This window comes from Rhodothermales bacterium (assembly GCA_041391505.1).
GTDB lineage: Bacteria > Bacteroidota > Rhodothermia > Rhodothermales > JAHQVL01 > JAWKNW01.
The window spans coordinates 14,118-36,584 of sequence record JAWKNW010000010.1 but is presented as its reverse complement, the minus strand read 5'-3'; the positions used below and the strand labels follow the sequence as shown (position 1 = coordinate 36,584).

Annotated in this window: 18 protein-coding genes; 9 read left to right on the top strand and 9 right to left on the bottom strand. The window is 66.1% G+C overall.

Annotation, left to right across the window (positions count from 1 at the left end):
- Window positions 1–6 precede the first annotated feature (6 nt).
- Window positions 7–2,244 carry a TonB-dependent receptor gene (locus R2834_11435; GenBank protein MEZ4700935.1) on the bottom strand — a complete coding sequence of 746 codons (2,238 nt, stop codon included), beginning with the start codon at window positions 2,242–2,244 and terminating at the stop codon, window positions 7–9.
- Entirely contained in the window at window positions 2,241–2,729 is a 489-nt protein-coding gene (locus tag R2834_11430; protein ID MEZ4700934.1) for a thioredoxin fold domain-containing protein, read from the bottom strand. Before R2834_11430 ends, R2834_11435 begins: the two co-directional genes overlap by 4 nt.
- Before the next feature lie 368 nt (window positions 2,730–3,097).
- On the opposite strand from R2834_11430, the gene R2834_11425 reads away from it, so the two are divergent.
- A complete protein-coding gene (locus R2834_11425; protein ID MEZ4700933.1) occupies window positions 3,098–6,472 on the top strand; it encodes an FG-GAP-like repeat-containing protein in 3,375 nt (1,124 codons plus the stop codon).
- Window positions 6,473–6,555: 83 nt separating this feature from the next.
- Window positions 6,556–7,671, top strand: a complete 1,116-nt coding sequence (locus tag R2834_11420) for a DUF3500 domain-containing protein (GenBank protein ID MEZ4700932.1) — start codon at window positions 6,556–6,558, stop codon at window positions 7,669–7,671.
- 101 nt (window positions 7,672–7,772) lie between these two features.
- On the opposite strand, the gene pckA is transcribed toward R2834_11420, so the two are convergent.
- The 3 genes from pckA to R2834_11405 form a co-directional block, all read right to left on the bottom strand.
- A complete protein-coding gene (gene pckA / locus R2834_11415) occupies window positions 7,773–9,383 on the bottom strand; it encodes a phosphoenolpyruvate carboxykinase (ATP) (GenBank protein ID MEZ4700931.1) in 1,611 nt (536 codons plus the stop codon).
- A gap of 584 nt (window positions 9,384–9,967) precedes the next feature.
- Window positions 9,968–11,440: a hypothetical protein gene (locus R2834_11410; GenBank protein ID MEZ4700930.1), complete on the bottom strand. Its 1,473-nt coding sequence runs from the start codon at window positions 11,438–11,440 to the stop codon at window positions 9,968–9,970.
- Between the two features lie 33 nt (window positions 11,441–11,473).
- A complete protein-coding gene (locus R2834_11405; GenBank protein ID MEZ4700929.1) occupies window positions 11,474–12,616 on the bottom strand; it encodes a DUF2911 domain-containing protein in 1,143 nt (380 codons plus the stop codon).
- Window positions 12,617–13,217: 601 nt separating this feature from the next.
- Between R2834_11405 and R2834_11400 the strand changes: the two genes are divergently transcribed.
- Genes R2834_11400 through asnB form a run of 7 tightly spaced genes read left to right on the top strand, consistent with a single transcriptional unit; the run spans window position 13,218 to window position 20,138 of the window.
- Window positions 13,218–14,564, top strand: coding sequence for a hypothetical protein (locus R2834_11400; GenBank protein MEZ4700928.1), 1,347 nt, complete (start codon window positions 13,218–13,220; stop codon window positions 14,562–14,564).
- 21 nt (window positions 14,565–14,585) lie between these two features.
- Window positions 14,586–14,921, top strand: coding sequence for a P-II family nitrogen regulator (locus tag R2834_11395; GenBank protein ID MEZ4700927.1), 336 nt, complete (start codon window positions 14,586–14,588; stop codon window positions 14,919–14,921).
- The gene (locus tag R2834_11390; GenBank protein ID MEZ4700926.1) at window positions 14,914–15,393 is read left to right on the top strand and encodes a hypothetical protein; all 480 of its coding nucleotides are present in this window, start codon (window positions 14,914–14,916) and stop codon (window positions 15,391–15,393) included. The genes R2834_11395 and R2834_11390 overlap by 8 nt, the downstream gene beginning before the upstream one ends.
- A gap of 18 nt (window positions 15,394–15,411) precedes the next feature.
- A complete protein-coding gene (locus R2834_11385) occupies window positions 15,412–16,863 on the top strand; it encodes a sodium:solute symporter family protein (GenBank protein MEZ4700925.1) in 1,452 nt (483 codons plus the stop codon).
- On the top strand, window positions 16,860–16,982 hold the full coding sequence (locus tag R2834_11380; GenBank protein MEZ4700924.1) for a hypothetical protein: 123 nt from the start codon (window positions 16,860–16,862) through the stop codon (window positions 16,980–16,982). The genes R2834_11385 and R2834_11380 overlap by 4 nt, the downstream gene beginning before the upstream one ends.
- Complete coding sequence (locus tag R2834_11375; GenBank protein ID MEZ4700923.1) at window positions 16,976–18,067, top strand: hypothetical protein; 1,092 nt, start codon at window positions 16,976–16,978, stop codon at window positions 18,065–18,067. Before R2834_11380 ends, R2834_11375 begins: the two co-directional genes overlap by 7 nt.
- Before the next feature lie 49 nt (window positions 18,068–18,116).
- Window positions 18,117–20,138 carry an asparagine synthase (glutamine-hydrolyzing) gene (asnB, locus tag R2834_11370; protein MEZ4700922.1) on the top strand — a complete coding sequence of 674 codons (2,022 nt, stop codon included), beginning with the start codon at window positions 18,117–18,119 and terminating at the stop codon, window positions 20,136–20,138.
- A gap of 6 nt (window positions 20,139–20,144) precedes the next feature.
- On the opposite strand, the gene R2834_11365 is transcribed toward asnB, so the two are convergent.
- The 4 genes from R2834_11365 to R2834_11350 all read right to left on the bottom strand — a co-directional run bounded on the left by R2834_11365 (window position 20,145) and on the right by R2834_11350 (window position 21,993).
- The gene (locus tag R2834_11365; protein MEZ4700921.1) at window positions 20,145–20,510 is read right to left on the bottom strand and encodes a hypothetical protein; all 366 of its coding nucleotides are present in this window, start codon (window positions 20,508–20,510) and stop codon (window positions 20,145–20,147) included.
- 105 nt (window positions 20,511–20,615) lie between these two features.
- Window positions 20,616–21,275 carry a sulfatase-like hydrolase/transferase gene (locus tag R2834_11360; protein MEZ4700920.1) on the bottom strand — a complete coding sequence of 220 codons (660 nt, stop codon included), beginning with the start codon at window positions 21,273–21,275 and terminating at the stop codon, window positions 20,616–20,618.
- On the bottom strand, window positions 21,248–21,589 hold the full coding sequence (locus tag R2834_11355) for a sulfatase-like hydrolase/transferase (GenBank protein MEZ4700919.1): 342 nt from the start codon (window positions 21,587–21,589) through the stop codon (window positions 21,248–21,250). The genes R2834_11360 and R2834_11355 overlap by 28 nt, the downstream gene beginning before the upstream one ends.
- Window positions 21,590–21,693: 104 nt before the next feature.
- Complete coding sequence (locus tag R2834_11350) at window positions 21,694–21,993, bottom strand: hypothetical protein (protein MEZ4700918.1); 300 nt, start codon at window positions 21,991–21,993, stop codon at window positions 21,694–21,696.
- Between the last annotated feature and the right edge of the window lie 474 nt (window positions 21,994–22,467).

Below are 22,467 nucleotides of genomic sequence, written 5' to 3'. Positions count from 1 at the left end.
GGCCGTTTACCGCACCATCAGCCGAACCCCCGCGCCCAGGCAGCGGCCGTGGATGGGACCGTATACATACGCGGTGTCGAAACGGTCGCCAAACGGGTTTTGCGGGTCGATCAGCGGCGCCGGCTGTGTGTAGCCGAACAGGTTCTCCACGGCCACATACGCCTGCACGAGCGAGCCGCCGGGCAGGTCCAGGTCTTTCGTGACCTGCAGGTTGTGGACGCTGTACGTGGGCGACCACGCCGGCCGGCTGAAGGGGGGTGCGTATTCCGGCAGCTTCATCGGCCCGGTCAGGTTGGCCGTGTAGTCGATGGCCAGCCCGCCCAGAAGGCGGTAGGTCGCGTTGAAGGCGCCCTGGAACGACGGGGCGAATTCGAGCGGCATCCGCCCGCCGGATTCACGCACGAAGACATCCATCCACGTGATGCCGGCGGTATAGGAGAGGGGTAGATCGCCCATGCTCTGCGACAGGGTCAGCGAGAGGCCGCGCGTCGTCGCCGAGCCGGCCAGATTGCGGTAGAGGATGAGGCCGGCGGTCTCGTAATTCGGCTCGATCTTGTTCGTGAAGTACGTATAGAATCCTTCCAGATCGATCGTCAACGGACGGATGCCGAGCGGGAGGATGTGTTGCAGACTCAGCGTGCCGCTGACCGAGCGCTCGGGTTTCAGATCTTCCAGGAGGATGGTGGCCCGCGCCCCCGAATAGGCGGCGTGATCCTCCGTGAACAGGTTCACGACCCGGAAGCCGGTGCCCAGGTTGAGGCGGGCGGTCGAGCGCTCGCCGGGCGAGACCATGACGCTGATCCGGGGCGACGCGATCACGCCGGCATCCCCCTGATAGTCCAGCCGCATGCCGGCCAGCGTACGGACTGCCGGTCCCCACACGGCTTCGTGCTGCGCGAAGAGCCCGGGGATGAACCGGTCGTCGGGGCGGTTGCGGACCAGCTCGCCTCCCGCGTCGTAACGCCCCGTTGACCCCGTGTTGTCGTCGTATCGCTGCAGGCGCAAGGCGCTGCCCAGCAGCACGGCATGCCGTGCATTCAGCTGGAGGGGCCACAAGCCCTGTACAAAGCCCGTCGACTGGGAGGCCTGATAGCTGTCGCGTCCGTAGTAGCTGTCCTGCCGGTGGTCGTTGTAGGCGAACGACAGCTTCGCGCCGGCGGCGTCGGAGAAATAGTAGGAGCCGAGGAGTTCGAGGCGTCGCGTGCGTATCGTTTCGCCGTAGAAGGTATCCGAGCCGCGCAGGGCGTCCGAGAAACGCTCGATGAATGCGCGCGTCCCGCCGAGGCGGTCCTCGACATAATACCGGCTCGACAGGTCGAGTCGCTGCCGGCCGCGCCGGTCGGCGAACGACGTCTTGCCAAACAACGACACGCGCGTGTTCAGGGTCAGATCGGCGAAATCATCCCCGTTGTCGTCCAGAAACCGGTCGTTGTGAAAGAAGGTCGCCGAAAGGAGGGACGCGATGCGCCCCAGCGACGGCACGACGCCCAGGTCGACGGCATATTCCGCGTCGCTGGTCGCAAAGGTGTTGATGGAGAAACGCGGCGCCGTTTGCGGGCTCTTGGTGATGATGTTGATGACGCCGCCCATGGCCTCCGAACCGTACAGGGTGGAGATCGGTCCCTTGATCACCTCGACCTGCTTGATCAGGGCCGGACTGATCCCGTTCAGCCCGTACACCGTGGCCAGGCTGCTCATGATGGGCATGCCGTCGATGAGCACCGCCGTGTAGGGGCCGTCCATGCCGTTGATGCGAATGTTGTTGGTGCCGCAAACAGCGCAATCGATCTGCTGGTACAGCCCGTTCACCTGCTGAAGCACGTCCATGACGTTGGCCGTGGGTATCTTTTCGAGAAAACGAGCCGCTATCACGTCCACCTTGACCGGCGAGTCCTTTACGTACGTCTCGATGAGGGTGCCCGTCACCACGATATCGCCGGCCTCGATGGTGGCTTCTCGAAGCGCGATCTCGACGCGGTTGGTCTGCCCGGGGCGCACCTCGACGGCGAGCTCCTCGGTGACATAGCCCACTGCGGAGACGACCAGCAGGTACCCGCCGGCCGGCAGCGAAGGGAGTACGAAGAATCCGTCCAGATTGGCCGCCGCGCCGAGCGTCGTGCCGCGCACCCCCACGCTGGCGAACGGGACCGGCGCGTCGCCGGAGACGACGCGTCCCTCGAGTGAGGTCTGAGCGGCGGCATCCAGAGCGGCCAACAGGGCGATCTGCAACAGCATGTGTTTCATGGGATCCTTCCTCCGGTGACGTGTTCGACATAGGCGCCAAACTTCCGATGGCGGTAGGCGCCCGTCCCGACATACGCGAGCAGCAGGCCCAGCGAGTCGGCATCGACAAAACCCGACGTGCGCGTGATGACGGCGCCGTCGGGGGCCAGGAAGACGAGCGTTGGCGTGGCCTCGGCGCCGAGTCGGTTCGCCCACGCCTGTTCGGAGAGCAGCTCCCCGCCGATGCGGTGCCGCGCAGCCCCATCGTCTATCCGCAGCGCGGCCGGCGTGAAGAGGGCAAGCGCCGGGGAAACCGCCGGGAAAACGTCTCGCTCCATCCGCGCGCAGGGTCCACACCACGGCGCCCGGATATAGACCAGGATCGGTTTGTTCGTCTGTGCGCTCTCCTCAAACGCCGCTCCCAGCGAGCGCCATGACACGGTATCTGGCAAAGCGATGTCGTACGCCGGCGTCGTCAGGAGGAGGTATGCGAGGAGGTGTATCATGCGCATCGAATTTAGTCTTGACTAATATATAATTTAAATTATGAATAAAAGCAAGTTGTGGATGGGCTGCGCCCTGTGCGTCCGGGGCGGGGCGCCGGCGACGCGTCTGCGCCGAGCGATCGCGGAATCGTGCCCGCATCGCCCAGGGCAAGCGCATTCTCGCCGTGGCCGTGAGAAGCGTATGGTAGTTTGGGTGCATGGGGGCATTTTTACCGCAAAACCTCCTGTACCCCCAGACGCCCATACCCCCAGACCGGGAGATGCTCGCGTTTGAAGAGCATGCGATTGTCCTGCCGCATCCCCGGTTATTCTGGAATATGCCGGCCCGATGTCGGATATTGGGAGCCTACTTCACCAGCAACTACCCTATGCGTACCGCAGGCCTGATCCTCTTCCTCTTTCTCGCCGGCTGCCAGGCTCCCGATCTCCCCGAACCCGGCAGCGACGCCTACCGGGAGACGGTTACCGCCTTCTACAAAAGCATCGCCTCGGTGCAGTCCGGCGAGGGCGCCGGCGCGGAGACGAATCTGCGCCGGGCCGCCGAACGCGCGCCCGGCGAGCCGGCGCTGTGGTACAACCTGGGCCTGCTGGCGCTGCGGTCCAACAACTTCGACGAGGGCCGCCAGCTGCTCGAAAAGGCGCGCACGCTGGCTCCGGAGAACAGCCGCATCGTACTCCTGCTCGGGGTGCTCGCCTCGAACGAGGCCGAGGCCGACAGCGCCATGGCGCGTTTCCGGGAGGCCATCGCGCTGGACCCCGGCAACGACAAGGCCCGCTACGCGCTGGTCCAGGAAATCCAGCGCCTGGGCAACCCCTCCCTCGATGCGGAAGCCGCACAGCAGCTGGAGGCCATCCTGGTGCGGCACCCGGCCAACCAGGCGGTCCTCATCGAACGGCTTCGGATCGCGGCAGCCCGGGAAGACGCGGACGCCGCCGAGCGCATGCTCGCCACGCTCGCCGGCCTGTCCGGGCGTTGGCCCGCCGAGGCGACGCAGACGCTCGACGAACTCCGCCAGGCCCTGTCCGCAGGGACCTTCCAGGCCGCCCGTGTGCAGACCGGCTTCTTGCGAAACCTGCTCCTCGGCACCTTCAGCTACCGGCAGGACCTGTCGGTCGTGCAGACCCCGCTGGAGGCCATCGGCGACTTGATGACGTCGTTCGTGTGGCTGCCGGCGCCGGCGCCCGAACCGGCCCCCGCGGACGTGCAGCTCGCCTATCGGGCGGAACCGATTGACCACGCCGCGGCCGTGCGCTGGACCGACGCCGTCTCGATGACCGGCGAGACGATGGAGCCGATCCTGATCGAAGGCGGCGAACTCGTCGCCGGCGGCCGGCGGTATGCCGTCGCGGATGTGATCGGGGCGGATGACCGCTTCGGTGTGGCGACGCTGGACTTCAACTACGACTTCCGCAACGATATCGCGGTAGCCGGCCCGGGCGGCGTCGCGCTCTTCAGGCAGGATTCGCTCGGCGCCTTCACCCGGGTCACGCTCCCGGGGTCGTACACCGACGTCTGGGCCGCCGATGTGGATAGCGAGGGCGACATCGACCTCGTCCTGGCCGTCCCGGGCGCGCCCCCGCGCGTCCTGCGCAACAACGGCGACGGGACGTTTGCGCCGCTGCCGGCCTTCGCCGATGTCGGCGAGGCGCGGGCCTTCGCCTGGGCCGATATGGATGGCGACGGCGACCCCGACGCGGTCTTTGCCGACGCCGCCGGCGCCCTGCACGCCTACCTGAACCAGCGCCTGGGGCAGTTCGCCTACCGGGCCCTCGATGCGGGGGAGGCGCCGGTACGCGCCCTCGCCGTGGCCGACCTCGACGCCGACGCCGTCATGGACGTGATCGCGCTGGATGAGGCCGGCAACCTGACGTCATGGACCGCGCATGAGGAAGACGGGACATGGGAGCGCCGCGCGGTGGCGTCCTGGCCGGCTCCTCCGTCCGGCGCGGCCCGTCTCTTCGCCGGCGACCTCGACAACAACGGCGCGATCGATCTCGCCGCATCCATCGGCGACGCGACGCGCATCTGGCTGGCCGAGGCGCCGGGGCAACTGGTGGTGCTGCCTTCGGGCGTCGATGCCGCCACCGCGGCCATCGCCGACCTGACGGGCGACGGACTGCTCGACTTGCTCGCTCTCGCGTCCGATGGCGCACCGCAGCGGTTTGTGGCATCCAGCCCGCGCGACTATGCCTGGCAGGTCATCCGACCCCGCGCCGGGCAGGCGCTGGGCGATCAGCGCATCAACGCCTTCACGATCGGCGGCGAGGTGGAGCTGCGCGCCGGCATGCTGTTCCAGAAAGCCCCCATCACCGCACCCATCGTGCATCTCGGGATGGGCGAGCACACCACGTCGGACGTCATCCGCCTCATCTGGCCCAATGGCGACATCCAGAGCGAATTCGACCTCGAAGCCGGCGCCTCCGTCTTCACCCCTCAGCGGTTGAAGGGCTCCTGTCCCTGGCTCTTTACGTTCGATGGCCACGACATGCGGTTCGTCACCGACTTCATCTGGCGGTCGCCGCTCGGGCTGCGGATCAACGCCCAGGAAACCGCCGGCGTGGTGACCACCGAGGACTGGGTCAAGATTCCGGGCGAGGCCCTTGCGCCGCGCGACGGCGTTTATGACGTCCGCATCACGGCCGAGCTGTGGGAGACGCATTTCTTCGACCATGTTTCGCTCCTCGTCGTCGATCATCCCGAGGACACGGAGGTCTTTGTCGACGAACGCTTCGCGATCCCGGCGCCGGCCATGGAGGTGCAGGTGATGGATCGGCCGCGACCGGTCGCCCGGGTCGTTTCCGACCGGGGCGACGACCTGACGGATCTGGCGCGCGAGCGGGACGGCCGGCACCTCGCTTTTTTCGGTCCGGGCGCCTACCAGGGCATCACGCGGGAGCACGCCATCGAAATCGATCTGGGCGACGATTTCCCCGCCGGCGCGCCGGCGTCGCTCGTTGCCTTCGGATGGGTGCGGCCCACGGACAGCTCGATCAACGTGGCCATCAGTCAGGGCGCCGTGCGCCCGCAGGGCCTCAGCCTCGACGTCGACGACGGGCAGGGGGGATGGCGGATGGTGCGCGAAAACCTCGGCTTCCCGGCCGGCAAGACCAAGACCGTGCTCATCGACCTGACCGGCCTCATCGACCCCGGCGCTCCCAGGCGCATCCGGCTCCGCACGAACCTGGAGATTTACTGGGATCAGATCCAGTGGGCCGCGCACCGGCCGGACGCCGCGGTCGAAACCCGCCGGCTCGATCCCGAAGTCGCCGACCTGCGTTACCGCGGCTTCTCGGCGCTGCGCATGCCGGATCGGACGTCCCCCGAGACGCCGGCCTACGACGAACTGGAGAGCACCGGACCCCGCTGGCGCGATCTCGTCGGCTACTATACCCGCTTCGGCGATGTCCGCGAGCTGCTCGCCGGCGTCGACGATCGCTACGTCATCATGAATGCCGGGGATGAAATGCGGTTTGAATTTCAGGCCCCGGCGTCGCCGCGGGCCGGCTGGAAGCGAGATTTTGTCCTGATCGGCGACGGATGGGTCAAGGACGGCGATTACAACACGGTCTTCGGCAAAACGGTGCTGCCGCTGCCTTCCCATGCGGATGCGGCGTACGACCGCGCCCCGACGCGCCTGCTCGACGACCCCGTGTACCAGCGCCACGCAGCCGACTGGCAGACGTACCATACGCGATACGTCGGGATGGAGCGGTTCCGGGATGCGCTGCTGGCCGGGCGGTGAATGGGGGAGATTTTTGGGAGATCGCGGAATGCGCCGTATCCTGCGGCGTCGATACAGTCGGATAGCCATCAAACAGACCCATCATGCGCACCTGCCGTACACTGCCTGCCCTCCTGATCGCCGGGGTATTTGCGGTCCACATCGCCGGCGCGCAATCGCCGGACCCCACGTCGTCGGCGGTCCAGATGACCGCCGCCGCCGTACAGCTGCTCGAAGCCCTGTCGCCCGAGGCGCGGCAGACGGCGATGTTCAGGCTGGACGATGAGGTGGCGCGAACGACCTGGAGCAACCTGCCGGCGTCGTTCGTGGCGCGCAAGGGCGTCCGTCTCGGCGACCTCGACGCCCCGACGCGCATCCTGCTGCATCGGCTCATCCAGGCTTCGACCAGCAGCCAGGGCTATGCGAAGATGTCCGGCATCATGTGGCTCGACGAGATCCTCCACGACCAGTCGCTCGAACGGCAACAACGCGGCGAAATGCCCTCGAACGAGCGCATGAACACCCTCATCGCGAGCTGGACGTCCGATAACTACTGGTTCTCGTTCTTCGGCGACCCGGCGGTCGACGCGAACTGGGCCTGGCTTCTCTCCGGGCATCACCTCTCCGCCAACTTCACCGTAGCCGAAGGCAAGGTCGCCTTCACGCCGCTTTTCCTCGGCGCGGAGCCGTACGAGGTCGCGAGCGGGCCGATGGCCGGCTGGCGCGTGCTCTCGCACGAGGTCGAGCGCGGCTACGAGATGGTGCAATCCCTCGATGCGGCGCAGCGGCGCAAGGCCATCCTCAGCGACGAAGTGCCGCGCGACATCGTGGAGGGACCCGGCGGACGCGGCGACATCAAGGCCTTCGAGGGGCTGCCGGCGAGCGAGCTGAACGCCAACCAGCAGCTGCTGCTCTGGCATCTCGTTCGCGAATACGTGGCCAACGCCGATTTCGACGCCGCCGACGCCCAGATGAAAAAAATCGAGGCGGACGGCCTGGAAAAGCTCTATTTCACCTGGATCGGCCCGTCCGACGACATCGCGAAACGGTACTACTACCGCGTGCACGGCCCCTCCATCCTCATCGAATACATGCGGGAACGCGGCGTCGGCGAAGGCGCGGCCAACCACATCCACACGATCGTCCGCGATCCGAACAACGACTACGGCGAGGACTGGCTGAAAGTCCACTACCGCGAGCAGCACGGCGAGGGGAGGTAGGTTAGTGTGGTAGTATGGGGGTCTGGGGGGATGGGAGTCTGCGCAGGTACGCTTGCGCAATAGAACGCTTAATCCTCCCACACCCCCGCACTCCCTAACCCTCACACCGTCACCGCCGCTTCAAGCAGTTCAGCGGCTTCGACCACATCCGGGCCACAGCCGTCCTTGTACTGCTGGAAGTTCTTCGCGAACAGGCTGGCGAGTTTGCGGGCGGTGCGATCGAACGCGGCCTTGTCCGCCCAGGTATTGCGCGGATTGAGGATCTCGGTCGGCACGTTCGGACAGCTGTTCGGGATCGCGAGGCCGAAGATCGGGTCTTCCGTCGTCGGAATCTGGGCGAGGGTGCCGTCGTGGATGGCGTCGATGATAGACCGCGTGTTTTTGAGGCTCATCCGCCGGCCCGTTCCGAAGGCGCCGCCCGTGAACCCCGTATTGATCAGCCACGCATTGGCGAAGTGCTTTTCCATGTTCTCGGCGAGCATCTCGGCATATTTCCCGGGGTGCCAGACGAGGAACGCCGCGCCAAAACAGGCCGAAAACGTCGCTTCGGGTTCGTTTACGCCATCTTCCGTCCCGGCCACCTTGGCCGTGTAGCCGCTGATGAAGTGGTACATGGCCTGGGCCGGCGAGAGCCGGCTGACCGGCGGCAGGACACCGAAGGCGTCGTAGGTGAGGAAGATGATGTTGTTCGGATGCCCGCCCACGCAGGGAATCTTGGCGTTGTCGATGTATTCGATCGGGTAGGCCGCGCGCGTATTCTGGGTGAGGGAGACGTCCGAGTAGTCGACGGCATGCGATACCGGGTCGTACACAACGTTCTCGAGCAGGGTACCGAAGCGGATTGCGCGGTAGATCTCCGGCTCTTTTTCGGCCGAGAGGTCGATGGCCTTGGCGTAGCATCCGCCTTCGATGTTGAAGACGCCGTCTTCGGACCAGCAGTGTTCGTCGTCGCCGATCAGGCGCCGGCTCGCGTCGGCCGAGAGGGTCGTCTTGCCCGTTCCCGAGAGGCCGAAGAAGAGGGAGACGTTGCCGTCGGCGCCTTCGTTGGCCGAGCAGTGCATCGAAAAGACGCCGCGCTTCGGCATGATGTAATGCATCACCGTAAAAACGCCTTTTTTCATCTCGCCGGCGTATTCGGTGCCCAGAATCACCATCTCCTGCCGCTCGAAGCTGATCTCGATGCAGGTCTTCGACGACATGTGGCGCGTGAGCCGGTTCGCGGGAAACGCGCCGGCGTTGAAGATCACGTAGTCGGGCTCACCGAAATCGGCCAGCTCCTCCCGCGTGGGCCGGATCAGCATGTTGTGCATGAACAGGGCGTGGTAGGCGCGGGAGCAGATGATGCGCACCTTGATGCGGTATTTCGGGTCCCAGCCGGCGAAGCCGTCCACCACATAAAGCCGCTCGCAGGTGTTCAGGTAGTCCGTCGCCCGCTCGCGATTCACCATGAAGGTGTGCTCGTCGACCGGGATGTTGACGGGCCCCCACCAGATGTTCTCCTGGCTGTCCGGATGCTCGACGATGCGTTTGTCCTTCGGGCTCCGGCCCGTCTTCTTGCCCGAGGAGATGATCAGCGCCCCCGAATCCGCCAGGGCGGCCGATTTGTCGTGTTCGAGGGCCAGTTCGTACAGCGCCGGCGGCGCCGCGCAATAAAATACCTGATTGACGTCGATCCCGTACTGGGACAGACTCATGAGTTGCCGGGTAACCATGATCTATAAAGGATGCGTGTATAACTCGTAAGGAAAAAGCGCTTCCAGCGCGAGGTGCAGCAATATACAGTACATCGGCGCCCGAATCTGTAGCGGAAGTCGCCGGTCACGTATAGGTGAAAACGCCACACTTCTACCGGGCGGCAGGGCAAACGATCCGATAAAAAAAGTCGTGCTTGGCTCGCTGCGCTCGCGGTCAGAAGCTGCATGGTCATGGGCTTGCTACGCTCGCGGTCAGGAGCTGCACGGTCATGGGCTTGCTGCGCTCGCGGTCATGGGCTTGCTGGCGCTCGCGGTCATGGGCTCGCTGGGGCTCGCGGTCGGGAGCTGGCGCGGTCATGGGCTCGCTGGCGCTCGCGGTAAGTGGCTTGCTGCGAGCGCCGTCGGGAGGCGAACGGTCTGGATGCGGTGTGTGGAGATGGAGCTCATTTTGACATAAAAAAGCGGTCATGAGACGGGCAGTTCCATGAAGGACTTTCTGCCTGCCTCATGACCGCGAGCGTAGCGAGCTCCTGCCAGAGAGCGTCAGCGAACTCATGCCCTCGAGCGTTAGCGAGGTCATGACCGCGAGCGCCAGCGAGCCCCTAGATCGACGTAAACAGCTGCGTCTGCATCGGAGGCAGGGGCAGCGGGGCGTTGACCTTTTCGATGGGGAGGCCTTCGTGCGTGATTTCGACGCTGGCGAACATCTCGGCGAGGGTGGTGCGGCCCTCGGCTTCGAGGAAGGCTTCGAGATGGGCGGGGCCCGTGGTCTCGAACAGGATCATCGCGCCGTTCTGGCGAGCGTACATCGCCGGCACGACATCGCCGTTGCGGCCGATGCTGCCGAAGAGACCGGCCGTGTCCCGCACGCCGGCCACGCCGTCGTAGACGCCCATCCAGCGGCGGACCGTCTGCCGATCCTGCGATTCGGCCGGGAAAAGGCGCAGCGCGGCGGCCAGCGCGTCAACCGTGACGACGAGTTGCCGGCTGCCCTCGAAGCGTTTGCCCGAGGCCAGGATGCTCAGCCCGTTTTCCTCCTCGAACGCGCCGTCCAGATCCGGCCCGCCGGAATAGATGCCGGGCAGGTTGCCGAAACGGGCGGCGTCGAGATAGGCGTACAGGACGTTGTACAGCCCGTTTTGCATCGTCGTGCTCAGGGCGTTGAGCGGCAGGGTCAACAGCGGATGGAAGTACTGGTAGGCGCTGCCGTTTTTCGCCAGGGGCGTCGCGAACGTGATCAGTTCGGTGAAGGAGTCCTTGGTGCTGTCCGTCGGCACGCCGGCGGGGTCGATCAGCACGTTCCACGCCTCGATCCCGATGGTGGGATCGTCGAGCAGGACCGAATGGCCGACGAAGTAGCTCAGCACGAAGGCCATCTCGGCATAAAACTCCTCGAAGAGGAGGTCGACGCGCCCCGTGTTCAGCTCCGACGTGATCGCGTTGCCGGCCGTCGAGAACAGCAGTTCGTTCTGCACGAAATAGTAGTTGTAGCCCTCCGTCTGATTCTGGAGGAACTGCATGGCTTTGGTGCCCAGCGGCGTGCCGGTGTAGGCCTGGGCCGTCATGGCGACGCGCGCGGAGAGGCAGGCGTTGGCCTGGATCTCGAAGTCGGCCGACGTCTTTTCAAAGCCGGTGCTGCTCGCGTTGAAGTCGAGCGCGGGCAGCAGACCGCGGTATTTGATAAAGGAGGCCCCGTCCTCCTGGGCGAGCAGGAGGTGGTCGACGATGGTTTCGAGCGTCACCGCGTCGTCGAGGTCGATCAGTCGCTGCATCCGGTAGGCGATGGCGATCGGATCGGTGGTGCCGGAGGGCGCGCCGTTCAGCACGGCGGTGTGCGGGAACTGCGTCTTGCCGTCGATGCCGATGTCGTAGTAGCCGGCATTGAAGCTGACGAAGTCCGCCTCCGTGATTTCCGGCCCGTCGTAGATCTCGAACGGATCCTCCTCGGTGACGTCGCAGCCGAACAGGCCGATCGCGAACGAGGTGCCGACGGCGGCTTTCAGAAAGTGCCGGCGATTCCAGCCGGGTTGCGCGGGGGAGTTGCGGTATGCTGCAGGGAGATGTATGCGTGGCATGGCAATGCTGGGGTGCCTTGTTGAGAAAAAAGGTTATCGTACGCGGAATGGAGCGACGAGTGCGGTGCGGTCCCACATGAGCTGGAGGACCCCGCCGTCGTTCGCCGGCTCCACGGCGATGGTGAACGGTTCCACCACCTGTTCGAGCGGGTTGACGGCCAGGGGGACGCGGCCCAGGTCGCGTTCGGCATCGTACGTCGTGCCTCCCTGACCGGTCTGCGTGTTGAAGATCAGGACGCCGCCGTCGGGCGCTGGGATCGTAAAGAGGGTGTATTCGCCGGCCGGCACCGTGAGGTTGCCGAACTGCAGGGCGCGGTCCGTCCGGAAATGGGTGGCGCGGTTGGCGCCGGTGCGCCACACGGTCCCGTAGGGCACGAGTTCGCCAAAAATGACGCGGCCTCGCTTCAGCGGCTGGCCATAGTCGATGAGGATCGTGGCGCCGTCGATCGTGGCGGCGGTCTCGCCCCGCCCCGAGAGGTCGCCGAAGCGCCTGCCGCTTGCCTCGATGGAGGCAAACCGCGCGGCAAGCGCCTCGAGGTCGATCGCGGGTTTTCGGAATACCTTGAGTTTGCGCGTCGTGCCGGCCGCGTCGAGCTGCTCGAGATGGCCGGCGGCGTCCACATCGACGCCCATCGTGCCACGGAACGGATGCGTCACGGTGACGGAATCGGCGGATAGACGGCGGATTTCGAAGTTCAGCGCCTGATTGCCGACGAGCAGGGGCTGCTCGTACACCCCGCCGGGCGCCGCGTAGCCGCGTTCGAGCATCAGGTCGAACGGCCAGTGCAGCATGTCGAGAAAAGGCAGGGCCTCGGCCGGCGCCTCGATGGAGTCAATCCGCGTTTCGCCCTGGCGCGTGGTGGCCACGGCGAAGCCGTCGTCGTACCGGGTGATCAGCTGGGACTCGATGTCGCCCCCGAGCGCCGGCCGTTTCTCCGACTCGAAACGCGTCATATGGCCGGCATCGTCCAGAAAAAGCGCGTACGTCTGACGCGCGACGACGGGCGTGCGGAGCACGACCTCGGCGCGGATCACCTCCTCCGAACGGGTATACTGCTCCGCGGCAAGGGTGTCCTGGCCGAGCAGTGTCACAAAGGCAGCGGAGGCGTCAGGCGGCGGGGTCTGACAGGCTGCCGCGACGAGAAGCGGGAGGCAGGGGAGTGCAGCGCGGAGCATGAAGGATCGAAAGTCAATTTCCATTCCAACAATATCAGGAATCTCAAGCTTTACTTCAACTGAGTCCTAAAACTGTATGGGGTATCGCTTAAAAGCAAGTCGATTACGGAAAGATCCCGATCGGCGCCGGCGGGTTGAGAATCCCTCTGCGAGACGCCAATTGCAAAAAAACTTGCATCCAAAAGCTGACTTCTTATTTTAGACGGGTCCGTTTTTTAACGGCAACCCGCTGCCACCCCCGGCAGAATCCGCGCGATCCGCTTCGGACGCGCACTGGAGATCCGGAGCTCATTCGGCCCATGCCCGGGCGCAATGCCAGCTCACTCCGCTCATCTCGGACGCTACCCGGCGCTGCCGACTGCCGTCCGTCCGCAGATTATCATCCACCCGCGTGTCGGCTCGTCAGAGCCCTTTTGCCGCGCTCAACATCCGACGGGATCGGATACCCTGGACCCTCGCCGCCACGCGCCGCCCGGCTATCGCCGTCTGCGGCCATCTGGCACCGCGCGACGTTCCGTTACCGCCTTCGCCAACCGGCCTCGCCGCACCGGGTCCGCCGTGTTGGCGCATTCCCACCATCCTGAAGTTGTCTCTATTGCCTATGTCCGTTTCGCCCAGAGAAGTCACGTATTATACCCTGCGCAACATCGATGCGCTGCCCCAGTTCGGCCTGCTATCGCCCGAGGAGCAGTGGGCCTTGCGCGTCGTGGGGCAGGTGTTGCCCTTTCGCGTCAACAGCTATGTGGTCGATGAACTCATCGACTGGACGCGCGTCCCCGACGACCCGATGTTTCAGCTCACGTTCATGCAACGGGGCATGCTGAGCGAGGCGCACTTTTCCCTCGTCTCGGAGGCGCTGCGCCGGGAGGCGCCGCGCGCCGAACGGGACCGGATCGTTCGCGCCATTCGGGCGGAGCTGAACCCGCATCCCGCCGGCCAGATGACGGCCAACGTGCCCGAACTGGACAACGAACCGGTGCCGGGGTTGCAGCACAAGTACCGGGAAACGTGTCTCGTCTTTCCGAGAAACGGGCAGACCTGCCACAGCTATTGCACGTTTTGCTTCCGCTGGCCGCAGTTTGTCGGCGGGGCGGACCTTCGTTTTGCCACCGACCAGGCCAGGCGTTTTCTGGATTATCTGGCCGAACACCGGGAAATCACGGATGTGCTGCTCACCGGCGGCGACCCGATGATCATGAGCGCGCGCAACCTCGCGGTCTATATCGAACCCCTCCTCGGCCCGGGATACGAGCACATCCAGACCATCCGCATCGGCACCAAATCGCTGACCTATTGGCCCTACCGCTTCCTCAGCGACGCCGATGCCGACGACGTGCTGCGTCTGTTTGAAAAAGTGACCGCCGCCGGCAAACATCTGGCGCTCATGGCCCACTTCAACCACTGGAAGGAATCCGACACGCCGGCCGCCCAGGAGGCCATCCGCCGGGTGCGCGGTACCGGCGCGCAGATCCGGACCCAGTCGCCGCTCGTCCGCCACATCAACGACGACCCGGACGTCTGGCAACGCATGTGGAAGGATCAGGTGCGCCTCGGCTGTGTGCCCTACTACATGTTCGTCGAACGCGACACCGGCAGCAAAACCCATTTCTCGGTACCGCTGGCCCGCGCGTATACCATTTTCCAGGGCGCCTATCAGCGTGTTTCCGGCCTCGCCCGCACGGTGCGCGGCCCATCCATGTCCACCTTCTGGGGGAAAGTCGTGATCGAGGGAACGACGATGCTGAACGACGAACGCGTTTTCGTGCTCTCTTATATCCAGGCCCGGGAAGCAGATCGGGTGCGGCGTCCCTTCTTCGCCCGCTTCGATCCGGAGGCGACGTGGTTCACCCAGCTCAAGCCTGTCGCGGGCTCCGAACGCCTGTTTCCGTCGCGCCCCGCACACCGCGGCTCCGCGGACGTGGTGCCGGGCGGCACGTTCGTCAACTGAGGCTCCATACCCGATCTGAACATGAAAAAAATCGAGGCTTTCATCAAGCCCTTCGCCCTCGAAGCCGTCCGCAGCGCCCTGCTGGCCGAGGGCATCCGCTGCGTCACGACCGCCGACGCGCAGGAGTTTAACGGCGATCGCCCGTTCAGCGAGCGCTTTCGCGGCACGGAATACGTGGTCGACCAAACACCCCGGGCCCTGCTGGTCGTCCTCGCGCCGGACGATGAGGCGCCGCAGGTCGTGCGGGTCATCCGCGACGCCGCGCAGACCGGGCACCCGGGCGACGGCCGCATCATCGTCACCCACGCCGAGGAAGTCGTCGACCTCGATGCGGCAGTGCCCGTGGCGCATGAGTGATCGCCTGGCCGGGCCCCGCTGGAGATGCCTGCTGTTCCTCCTCGTGCTGTCCGCCGCGCCGGCCATGGCGCAGGACCCGGACGCGCCCGTCCTCATGAACGGGGACGCGGAGCAGGTGGCCACGGCCGGGTTCTATACCCTTTCGTGGGCCGCGCCGGCCGCCGCGACGGCGCCGCGCTACCAGCTCGAGGCAGACTCCACGCGTCGTTTCGAGACGCCGGCGGTGGTCTACGAGGGCCCCGATGACGCGACGTCGCGCAGCGGCGAGCCGGATGGGGAACGCTGCTTTCGCGTCCGCTATCGCGAGGCCGATCGTCAGGCGTGGAGCGCCTGGAGCGCCGCGCACTGCGTGTCGGTGCGCCATCACCCGCTGCGTCGCGCGTTCGGCTTTCTCGCCGTGGGCGCGGCGGTGTTTCTCGCGACGCTCGCCGTCGTCGTCGCCGGCGCGCGGAGCGACGAACGCCCTTCTTGAGGTACAAAATCCGGATTCATGGTTGATCAGGCGATGTTATCGCCCGCGCTCGCGGGCACGCTCCTCCTTCTTTTTAGCCTATTGTGGATTTTTCTCGGTTGGTGGTGGGGGCGGGGGGCCACGGAGGCGGATGACTACATGCTCGCCGGCCGCAACGTCGGGCTCGCGCTGGGCACCGCGACGGCGATGGCGACCTGGGTGACGAGCAACACCACCATGGTGGCGCCTCAACTGGCCTATCAGATGGGGTTCTGGGGGATGATCGGCTATTCGCTCGGATCGATCGGGCTGCTGCTCTTCGCGCCGATGGCCGCCCGCATCCGGATGCTGATGCCCCGGGGTTATACCAGCGGCGACTTCATTCGACTGCGTTATGGCGTCGCCGCCTGGCGCGTCTTTCTCGTGATTTCGCTCGTCTACAGCGCCGGCTGGCTCGTCAGCCTCGGCATGGCCGGCGGCCTGCTCATCGAATCGCTCAGCGGCATCCCCTTTCCGGTCGGGATTACGGTCATCCTCGCCATCTGCGTGGCCTATACGCTGCTCGGGGGGCTCAAGGCGGTGATCGGGACGGATTTCGTGCAGACGATCATCATCGTGATCGGCGTCGTGGCGCTCGGCGTCCTCACGCTGCGCGCCATCGACATCCCGGACATGCACGCGACGCTGCGGGCGGAGCGCCCCGAACTGCTCAACCTGCTGATGCCGGCCGCGCTGATGTTTCTGTTCAACAACCTGCTCTTCGGCGTCGGCGAGATCTTCCACTCGAACGTGTGGTGGAGCCGCGCCTTCGCCTTCCGCGAAGGGGTGGGCTTCAAGGCCTATCTGATCGCCGGCCTGTTCTGGACACCCATCCCCATCGCGGCCGGTTTTGTCGCGCTCGCCGCCCCCTCCCTCGGCCTCAACGTGCCGCGGGCCGACATGGTCGGACCCCTCGTGGCGGCGCACCTGCTGGGTACCTCGGGCGCCGTGGTGGTGTTCGTGGTGATCTTTTCCGCGCTGGCCTCCAGCCTGGACTCCCTCCTGGCCGCCACCAGCGATCTGATCGTCGAGGACATCTACAAAAAACACATCCGGCCCCGCGCCAGCTCCGTCCAGATGCGGAAGGCGGCCTCGACGACGACCCTGCTGCTGGGGGCGGTCACCTGGCTCGTCTGTCTGCTCAACCTGACCACCCTCGCCAGCCTGCTTCATTTTACCGGTGCCCTGGTGGCGAGCACCATCTGGCCGATCATCGCCGGACTCTACTGGAGACGCACCAATGCTGCCGGCGCCCTGTGGAGCATGGTGCTGGGGAGCCTGCTCGGGCTCGCCGCCTACTTCACGATCGGCTTCTATGTCGCGGCGCTCGTCGGCGCCGCCGTCTCCATGACGATCACCCTGCTGACCACGTGGCGCTGGCCGGCCACCTTCGCGTGGGACCAGCTCAGCGAGACGCCGGCCGACGCGCTTTCCCTGGAGAAAAACCCATGATCCTGTCCGAAACAACCCTCTCGATACTCATCGTCCTGGCGCTCGTGGCGAGCGCCGTGGCGCCGGCCGCCCTGATCGGTCTGCTGATACGCGACGCGCGGCGAGGTGAACTATGGTGACGACCTCCGAACTCCATCCGTTGCTCGACCGACCGGTCGAGGTGCGTAACGGCGTTACCGGGAGCGAGCGCCCCCAGGCGCTGCTCGACGCGCTGCCCGATCGGCCCGAGCCGCTGCTCGATCTCGCGCATCGCCACGTGGTGTCGGTTCGCCAGTTCACGCGCGAGTCCGTGGTCCAGCTCTGCCGCCTTGCGGCCCTGATCGAGACCAAGCCGGCGTTGCTCCATCCGCCGCTGCCCGGGAAAATCCTCATTTCCGCCTTTTACGAGCCCAGCACGCGCACGCGGCTTTCGTTCGAGAGCGCCTGGCATCGGCTCGGCGGCGACGTCATCTCGATCACGGACCGCGCGACGACCGGCATCGCGAAAGGGGAGAGCCTCCAGGACGTCGCCGAGATGTTCAGCAACTACGGCGACCTCGTCGTGCTGCGCGACAACGCGGAGGATTCGGTCTACGCCATGCTCGAAGGGCTGCGCATCCCGATCATCAACGCCGGCAACGGGATCGACGAGCATCCGACGCAGGCGCTGACGGACCTGTTCGCCCTGCTCAAGTGGCGCCCCGATCTCGCGTTCGGAGCCCCTGGAGGCCGCATCCGGATCGCGGTCGTCGGGACGCCCGGCAAGATGCGGACGGTGCGAAGCCTGTTATTGCTATTGACCCTGTTTGCCGACGCCATCGAGGAAGTCGTCGTCGTCAACCCGAACGAGGAGCTGTTCGCCCCGGGGCAACGCGAGGAACTCGAGCGGGGCGGTCTCCGGGTGTGCGTCGAACGGCAGCTGCGCGGCGTCCTGCCGGCGTGCGACGTCGTCTACATCAACGCCATCGCCTGGATCGGCGACACCTACGAACGGCTCACCGGCGACCTGCAACTGCACGCCGGCTCTCCCCTCAAACCCGGCGCCATCGTGCTGCACCCGCTCGCGCGTGGCGAAGAGCTGGACGCCAGCCTCGACGCCACGCCCCACAACTGGTATTTCGCGCAGGCGCGGGGCGCCGTCTTTATTCGCATGGCCCTGCTCTCGGCGCTGACCCAGCGGATCAACCTGCTCGTCGACGCGCCCCTGCCTGACCTCGAGCGGTGACGCCCGCGCCGTCCTCTTCCGTTTACCTCAACCTGGATCTCGAACGCCTATGTGTGGCATTGCCGGATACATGCACCTCGACCCCCGCACCCCGCCCGACCCCGAAATCCTCGTCGGCATGGCCGCCATCCAGGCGCATCGGGGGCCGGACGGCTTCGGGTGGCACGTGATGCCGGAGCGCGGCGTGGGGTTCAGCCATGCGCGGCTCGCCATCATCGACCTGGAAGAACGCGGCCGGCAGCCCATGGTCTCGGCCGACGGCCGGCTCATGCTCACGCACAACGGCGAGTTTTACGACTTCCCGCGCATCCGCGCCGGCCTCACCGCGCGCGGCGCGCGTTTCCGCTCGAAAAGCGACTCGGAGCTCATCCTCCATCTCTATCCCCGTCTCGGTCTGGAAGGCACGCTCGAACAGCTGCGCGGCGAGTTCGCCTTCGCCCTGTACGATGCGGCGGACGAGTCGCTGGTGCTCGTCCGCGACCGGTTCGGCATCAAACCGCTGTACTGGACGGAGACGGCGGACGCACTCGTGTTCGGGTCGGAAGTGAAGGTGCTGTTCGCCCATCCGGACGTCCGGCGGGCTTTCTCGGACGCCGGCGTGTTCCACCAGCTCATGCAGACCATGGTGCCCGGCACGACGCCGTATAAAAACATCCACCAGGTGAAGCCAGGACACGCGCTCCGTGTCCGGCGCGGGCCGAACGGTTTTCGGATCGAAGACCTGGGGTACTGGGACATGCCGTTCCCTGAAGGCGGCGCGCGGGGGCCGCGCAGGGCGGACGACTTTTACATCGACGAGGTCCGCGAGCGGCTCATCGAGGCCGTCCAGCTTCGGCTCGTGGCCGACGTTCCGGTAGGATGTTATCTATCCGGCGGGATCGACTCCTGCTCGATGCTGGGGCTCGCCTCCGCCAGCCGGCAGGAGCCCGTGAAGGCCTTCACGATCGGCTTCGACGACGCGGCCTACGACGAGACCGCGATCGCGGCGTCGATGGCGGCCTCGGTCGGCGCCGACCAGGATGTGCTCGCCCTGGACGCCGCGCACCTCTACGACCATTTCGTGGAGACGCACTGGCATACCGAACGGACCATCTACAACACCCTCGGCGTCGCCAAGCTGCTGATGAGCCGGCACGTGCACGAGGCCGGCTACAAGGTGGTGGTCACCGGCGAGGGGTCCGACGAACTCTTCGGCGGCTACCCGAGCTTCCGCCGCGACCTGTTTCTGCATGGCCTCGACGACCTGCCGCCTGCCGAGCGGGCCGCGATGGAGGCGCTCCTGCAGGAGTCGAACCAGCTGTTCAGCGGCGCCATGCTGGCGGCCGAAACCGTGGAGGACCCGTCGCTGGAGGCCCTGTGCGGCTTTACGCCCTCGTGCCTGCAACCCTGGCTGATGGCCTCGCGCCGCGTGCCGGCGCTGCTCGCGCCCGGCATCCGGAACGCCCTCGGCGGCTACCGGCCCGGCGAGGCCATCGCGGCGGCGCTCGACGGCGACGCGATCCGCGGACGCCATCCGCTCGATATCGCCCAGTATGTGTGGATCAAGACGATGCTGGAAGGGCAGATTCTGACCTGGGGCGGGGATCGGGTGGATATGGCGAACAGCATGGAGGCGCGGCCGGCGTTTCTCGATCACCACCTCGCCGCGTTCGCCGCGCAGCTCCCGCCCGACGTCCGCATCCGCGGCCGCGTCGAGAAATACGTGCTGCGCGAGGCGATGAAAGGGCTGCTTCCCGAGGTGTTGTACCGGCGCGAGAAGTTCGCCTTCATGGCGCCGCCCGCGCACACCGATGCCGCAAAACGCAACGCGGTCCACACCCTGGCCGACGACTACCTCAGCGACGCGTCCCGTCGAGGCAGCGGGGCTTCTTTCGCCCGCCGGCGTGCGCGCCCTCTGGCCGTCTACGACGGCGGACGCCACGCACGGCGACCTCGTTCAGCTCGACGCCCTCGTCAGCCAGCCCGCCTGGGCGTCCAGATTCTCCAGCGCACCCTGATCGACCGGGACATCCCTGCGCTCGCCCGCTCCGAGGCGGAGCGCCTGGGGTGGGGGGCCGGCGTCATGACCTGATCCGCGTCAGCGCGATCCGGCCGGCCTCTCGCTGGGCGTCCAGCAGGGCCTGGAGCCGGGAGCGACGGTCGCCGGCTCGTCGAGGTAGCGGTTGCGCGTCTCGCCGAGGTCCTCGTCCAGGTTATACAGCTGGCCCGTGGGGCCGCCCGGGACGGGCGTCTCGAATTTCGGGGCGCTGAATCCGCCGGAGCCGAGTCCTTCGATCAGCTTCCACGGGCCCTGGCGAATGGCGAAGACGCCCTCGGAGGAATGGTGGATGGCGGACGTGCGCGCCGAGGTGGCGGCGTCGCCACGCAGAACAATCAGGTCGAAACTGTCCTCCGCGGCGTCGTCGGACAGTCGGTCCCGGTGGCGGCGGCCGCTGGTCGCCATGACTCCGTCAACGTCATCAACTGGTCGGATACGCGGCCTCGGGGATGACGCCGGGCCACGCCGGGCGATGAAGGGGATGCGACCCGGCTTCCCAGATGTCGGCCTTCATGCCCCGCCAGTCGAGTTCGACTTGTGGTCGTAGCGTTCCCGATCGGCCTGGATCAGAACGAGCCGTTGTCGCTGGCGAAGAGTACGAGCGTGCTGTTCGCGCTGGCCCGTTCGAGCGCGTCGAGCACGTCGCCCACGGTGGCGTCGACCATCGTCGTAAAATCGCCGTAGTCGCCGGCACGGCTTTTTTCCTTGTAGGCTTCCGTAGGCAGCCACGGGGTATGGGGGAAGCGAGGGAAGGTAGAGGAAAAATGGGTCGCCGGTCTGCGCTTCGATGAAGGCGACGGCCTCTTCGGTCAGCCGGGGATGGACGTCGATGTGCCGGAAGCCGGGCGCGATGGCGCCGGCGCGCCAGTACGGGCCGCCGTATTGATACCCGCTCGGCCCCACCGAATCGGTCGGGGCCGCGAGGACCCGGTCGTCCGCGATAAAGACGTAGGGCTCCATGTCCAGCGACGCCGGGATCCCGAAGAAGTAATCGAACCCGTGGGCGAGCGGACCGGGGGCCAGCGGTTGGCTGTAATCGACCGGTTCTTGCGTCCCCAGACCCAGGTGCCATTTACCGACGGCGGCCGTCGTATAGCCCCGGTCCTGCAGCATCGAAGCGAGCGTCGTGCGCGCGGTGTCGATCAGGTTGGACGAATAGCCGTTGAGCACGCCGCTTTTTTCAGACAGGATCGCCAGCTGTAGCGGCCCGTAAGGATGCCGTACCGGGTGGGGGTGCATACCGCGGAGGGGGAGTGGGCGTCGGTGAACCGGATGCCCTCGGCGGCGAGCCGGTCGATGTTCGGGGTGGGGATTTTGGACGCCGGGTTGTACACGCCCGGGTCGCCGTATCCCAGGTCATCGGCCAGGATGAGGACGATATTCGGGGGCGGTTCCGGCGCGGGCGCGCAGGCGGCGAGGAGACAGAGCGGGAGGTAGACGGCGAGGAGGTGCGCATGGGGCTCGGACCGAAGGGACCCGGACAATCGAGCCGTATGTTAGCCTGCCGGCGTAACGAAATGCAACCCGGATCAGGCGGCGAGGCGGCCGTAGGCGCCGAGATCGAATCGCGTACGAAGTGCTGGGGATGTTAGGAGGTGACGACGTGCCGGCTGGCGCTCATATGGCGCACGCCGGTCCACCGCACGCGGGCGACGCGGTCGGCCATCGAAGGCGATTCGAAGCAGATGCCGTCGACGCCGACGAACCCGCCGAGTGCCACGGCCAGGGGGCAGTCTTTGGCGTTGCCCTTCGAGCCGGCGGGCAGCGTGGCGAGCTCGGGAAGACCCATGCTGCTGCGCGCGCTGTTTACTTCATGCAATACGATGGTCGGGTCGGGGCGGAAGGGCCGCACGAGGAAGGCGGTGATCGCTTCGATGAGCTTGTTCATGCTCGGTGGGGGGCTAGTCGTCAGACCAGTGGTGGGTAGGAGGGGTGGCCGTCCGGCGCGAAACGAACTTAAATGCTGACGTTAGGCACGACGGTAAAAAGCGATCGAAGCGATATCAGGATACGGGATGCACGATGCAGGATCGTCCCACGGCCCTTAGCTGGTTATGGGATCCTGTATCCCTTTATCCTGCATCGAATGACCGGTGGCCAAGAGTGCGTAAGATCAGTTCGTCCACATGGCGAAACAGTTTTGTCACGCAGGACCCTACGCGCATGCCAGATCTCGACAAGGCCGTGGCCACCCAGCTGGCCAGCCTCCAGCAGAAGCGGTAGAGTCGCTCGAAGAACTCAAGGCCATCGTCCAGGCGAGCGGCCTGACCAAACACGGTGAACTGGTCGCGATGCTCAAAACGGCGCTGGGCATGGGGCACGGCGACGCAAATCTGCTCGTCACGTCGCGCGCCAGTCCGAT